Consider the following 4,345-nt stretch of genomic DNA (forward strand, 5'->3'; position numbering starts at 1 on the left):
GCCGCAGCGAGCCGGCGCTGGTGCTGGAAGACGAGGCCAGCCTGCGCGCCTGCGCCGACGCCCTGCGCCCGCACGGCCCGCTGCACCTGGTGCTGGACGCCACCGGCGCCCTCACCCTGCCCAGCGGCCCGCCCGAAAAACGGCTGGAAGACCTGCACCCCGAGCGCCTGGCCCAGGCCTTCGCGGTCAACGCCATCGGCCCGGCGCTGGCACTCAAACACCTGGTGCCGCTGCTGGCCACGGGCGAACGGGTGGTGTGGGGCAAGCTGTCGGCGCGGGTCGGCAGCATCGGCGACAACCGCAAGGGCGGCTGGCACGGTTACCGCGCGTCCAAGGCGGCGCTGAACATGCTGCTGCAGACCGCCGCCATCGACATCGCGCGGCGACGCCCGCTGGCGGTGGTGGCCGCGCTGCAGCCCGGCACCGTGCGTTCGGCCCTGAGCCGCCCCTTCGTGGGCGACCAGGCCGACGCGCCCGAAGACGCCGCCCAGCGCCTGCTGGCCGTGCTCGACACCCTGCCGCCGCAGGCCGGCGCGCACTTCGTTGACCACCGCGGCGCGCCCATTCCCTGGTGAGCGGGGCCCGCCACGGACCGGCACGCGCTCACTCGTGGCGCAGCGCCTCGATCGGGTCCAGCCGGGCCGCGCGCCGCGCCGGGAAAAACCCGAACAGCACCCCAATGCCCGCCGAAAACGCAAACGCCAGCGCGTTGATGCCGGGGTTGAACACATACGGCACGTTCATCAGCGCCGACAGGCCCACGCCCGCGCCCACCGCCAACGCCATGCCGATCAGCCCGCCCAGCGCGGCCAGCACCACGGCCTCGATCAGGAACTGCAGCAGCACCTCGCGCTCCAGGGCGCCAATGGCCAGGCGCAGCCCGATCTCGCGGGTGCGTTCGGTCACGCTCACCAGCATGATGTTCATGATGCCGATACCCCCCACCAGCAGGCTGACCGCCGCCACCGCGCCCAGCAGCATGGTCATGACGCGGGTGGTGCTGGAGAGGGTTTCGCCCAGCTGCTTGGTGTCGAGCACGTTGAAGTTGTCCTCGTCGGTCTCGGCCAGCTTGCGGCGCTCGCGCAGCAGCTGGGTGATGCCGGCCTTCACCCGCTCGGCGTCCACCCCGTCCTGCATCGACACCAGCAGCGTGTTGACCCGGGTGTTGCCGGTGACGCGGCGCTGCAGGGTGTTGAGCGGCATCATCACCAAGTCGTCTTGGTCGTTGCCGAAGGCGCCCTGCCCTTTGGACCCCAGCACGCCCACCACCTCGCAGCTCATCTGCCGCACCCGCACCGAGCTGCCCACCGCCACGGCGTTGCCAAACAGTTCGCGCTGCACGGTGCTGCCGATCAGGCACACCGCGGCACCGGCGCGCAGCTCGTCCGCGGTGAACACCCGTCCCTCCACCACCGCCCAGTTGCCGGTGGTGAGCCAATCGTTGGTGCTGCCGATGATGCTGCTGGTCCAGTTGCGGCCCTGCGCCACCACCGTGGTGCCGGTGCGCGACTCGGGCGCGGTGGCCAGCACGCCCCCCACCTGGGCAGCGATGGCGTCGGCGTCGGCCGCCTTGAACGCCGGCGCCGACGAGCCGCCCGCCCCCGGCCCCAGACGCTGGCCCGGACGCACCTGCAGCAGGTTGGTGCCCAGCCCGGCGATCTGGTTCTGGATGGCCATCGTCGCGCCGTTGCCCAGGGTGACCATGGTGATGACCGCGGCCACCCCGATCACCACCCCCAGGATGGTGAGGAAAGAGCGCAACAGGTTGCGCCGGATGGAGCGCAAGGCCAGGATGAGTGTGTTGATCCACATGTCAGCCCCGCTCCTGCGCGGCCACCGCCGTGCCATTGTGTTGCTCCTGCTCCACCACCCCGTCGCGGAAGTGGACGATGCGGTGCGCGTAGGCCGCGATGTCGTGCTCGTGCGTCACCATCAGCACGGTGATGCCGTAGTCGCGGTTGAGCCGCTGGATCAGCTCCATGATCTCGTGGCTGCGCTGGGAGTCGAGGTTGCCGGTGGGTTCGTCGGCCAGCAGCACCTGCGGCTCGGTGACGATGGCGCGCGCGATCGCCACCCGCTGCTGCTGCCCGCCCGACAGTTCGGCAGGCGTGTGGTCGGCCCAGGCGGCCAGGCCCACCGCCTCCAGCGCGCGCTGCGCGGCGGCATGGCGCTGCGCGCGCGGTTCCCCGCGGTACACCAGCGGCAGTTCCACGTTTTCGCGGGCGGTGGTGCGCGCCAGCAGGTGAAAGCCCTGGAACACGAAACCGAAGTAGCGCCGGCGCAGCCGGGCCCGTTCGTCGCGCGACAGGGCCTGCACCGGCACCCCGCGGAACAGATATTCCCCGCTGCTGGGCGTGTCCAGACAGCCCAGCGTGTTCATGGCGGTGGACTTGCCCGAGCCGCTCGGCCCCATGATGGCGACGAAATCGCCCGCCGCGATGGACAGGTCCACGCCCTTGAGCGCCTGGAACGCGGTGGCCCCCTGGCCGTAGGTTTTGGTGATGCCGCGCAACTCGATCAGCGGCGCCGACACCACCGAATCTCCCGCCGAGGGCGCGCCGGGCGCGGCACTCATCGCGCCTTCTCCGCGCTCAGCTGACCGGTGATCACCGCCAGGCCCGCGCTCACCCCCTCGCCGCTGACTTCGGTGAAGCGCCCGTCGCTGATACCGCTGGTCACCGGCAAGGCCTGCGGCTGGCCGTCCTTCAGCACCCAGATCTGCCGGGCACCGCCACGGCCCTCCGGCCGCGCCGTCTTGGTGCCGCTGCTGGGTGGGCGCGGCATCATGCGCGACAGCACGCTGGGGCTGGCGGCGGCCGCGCCATTGCCGTTGCTGGGCGAAAACCGCAGCGCTGCGTTCGGCACCAGCAGCACCCCTTTGCGTTCGGTGGCCACGATGCTGGCGTTGGCCGTCATGCCCGGGCGCAGGCTCAGGTCGCTGTTGTCCACGTCCAGCGTGGTCACGTAGGTCACCACATTTTCGGTCTTGGTGGACCCGAAGGCCACGCGCGAAATCTTCGCCGGGTAGCGCCGCGCCGGATAGGAGCTGACCGTGAAGGTGGCAGATTGGGCCACCTTCACGGCGCCCACGTCGGCCTCGTCCACGTACACCTCCAGGCGCAGCTGGCCCAGGCTTTCGGCGATGGAAAACAGCGTCACCGCCTGCAGCGAGGCCGCCACGGCGTTGCCCGGGTCCACCGCACGGGTCAGCACCACGCCGTCGATGGGGGAACGGATCGAGGCCTTGGACAGGTTGGTCTCGTTGGTGGCCAGGGTGGCCTGGGCCTGTTGCACCGCGGCCCGGGCACTGACCTCGGCGGCCTGGGCCCGGTCCACCGCGGCGCGGGCGCTGTCCAGCTCGGCCGCCGACGGCACCTTGCCCCCGGACAGCTGGAACACCTCTTCCTGCCGGGCCAGTTGCGCCCGGGCTTCTTTCAGCGTGGCCACGGCCTGGGCCACCTGGGCCTGGGCCGCCGCCAGCGCGGCGCGGGCGCTGTGCACCTGGTCGGTCAGCTTGGCCGTGTCCAGCACCACCAGCACCTGGCCCTTCTTGACGCGGTCGTTCACGTCCACCAGCACCTCGCGCACCGTGCCCGACAACTCGCTGCCCACGTTCACCAGCCGCGTGGGCTGCAGCGTGCCGTTGGCCGACACAGTGAGCGTGATGTCGCCGGTGCGCAAGGTTTCGGTCACGTAGCCCGGACCGGCCTGCTGCTGCGCCCGGCCCTGGTAGTAGTAAGCCCCCCCCGCAAGCAGCACCACGGCCAGGGCACTTCCCCACCACACGGGGCGTTGCCACCAGCGCGGCGGCCGGTCGTCGCCCAGCAAGGTCGAGACATCGGAAACGGAAGAAGCGTCGGTCGGTTTCATGGGGCGGTGCGCGGCGCGGTGGCGGCGGTGGGGTTCGTGACAGGGGAAGGGGTCGGGTCGGGGCGCCAGCCACCGCCCAGGGCCTTGTAGAGGCGCACGTGGTCGGCGCTCCAGGTGGCGCGGGCGGTTTCCAGTTCGCTTTGGACCGACAGCAGGGTGCGCTGGGTGTCGAGCAAGGTGCCGTAATCGACCAGACCGCTGGCGTAGCGCTGGCGGGCCAGCAGCTCCGCGTTGGCGGCCGAGGCGGCGGCGGCCTCCAGGCGGGCCAGGCGTTCGCGGTTGCCCTGCAAGGCCACCAGGGCGTTTTCCACGTCCTGCAAGGCGCTCAGCACCGCGGCTTCGTGGGCCAGCCGCGCCTGCTCCAGCGCGGCCTGCTGGACCCGCACCTGCGCCTGGGCGGCGCCGCCGTCGAACAGCGAAGCCGACACGCTGGCCAGCACGCTGCGCGTCAGGGCCGCCACGTCGAACACCTCGC

The 4,345-nt window shown here is 71.6% G+C and carries 5 protein-coding genes; 1 reads left to right on the forward strand and 4 read right to left on the reverse strand.

Annotated elements, in window-relative coordinates; all coding sequences use genetic code 11:
* Window positions 1-575 (forward strand): SDR family oxidoreductase (locus CON77_RS14925; RefSeq protein ID WP_101050392.1); only part of this gene is annotated, 575 nt, incomplete at its 5' end.
* A 28-nt stretch (window positions 576-603) separates the two neighbouring features.
* On the opposite strand, the gene CON77_RS14930 is transcribed toward CON77_RS14925, so the two are convergent.
* The 4 genes from CON77_RS14930 to CON77_RS14945 all read right to left on the reverse strand — a co-directional run.
* Window positions 604-1,812: an ABC transporter permease gene (locus tag CON77_RS14930; RefSeq protein ID WP_101050394.1), complete on the reverse strand. Its 1,209-nt coding sequence runs from the start codon at window positions 1,810-1,812 to the stop codon at window positions 604-606.
* A 1-nt stretch (window position 1,813) separates the two neighbouring features.
* Entirely contained in the window at window positions 1,814-2,575 is a 762-nt protein-coding gene (locus tag CON77_RS14935; RefSeq protein ID WP_101050396.1) for an ABC transporter ATP-binding protein, read from the reverse strand.
* Window positions 2,572-3,870, reverse strand: coding sequence for an efflux RND transporter periplasmic adaptor subunit (locus CON77_RS14940; RefSeq protein WP_101050398.1), 1,299 nt, complete (start codon window positions 3,868-3,870; stop codon window positions 2,572-2,574). The genes CON77_RS14935 and CON77_RS14940 overlap by 4 nt, the downstream gene beginning before the upstream one ends.
* On the reverse strand, window positions 3,867-4,345 hold a 479-nt coding region (locus CON77_RS14945), incomplete at its 5' end, for a TolC family protein (RefSeq protein WP_198552414.1). The genes CON77_RS14940 and CON77_RS14945, both read right to left, overlap by 4 nt.

Origin of the sequence: Macromonas nakdongensis (assembly GCF_002837145.1) — a bacterium.
Classification (GTDB): domain Bacteria; phylum Pseudomonadota; class Gammaproteobacteria; order Burkholderiales; family Burkholderiaceae_C; genus Macromonas_B; species Macromonas_B nakdongensis.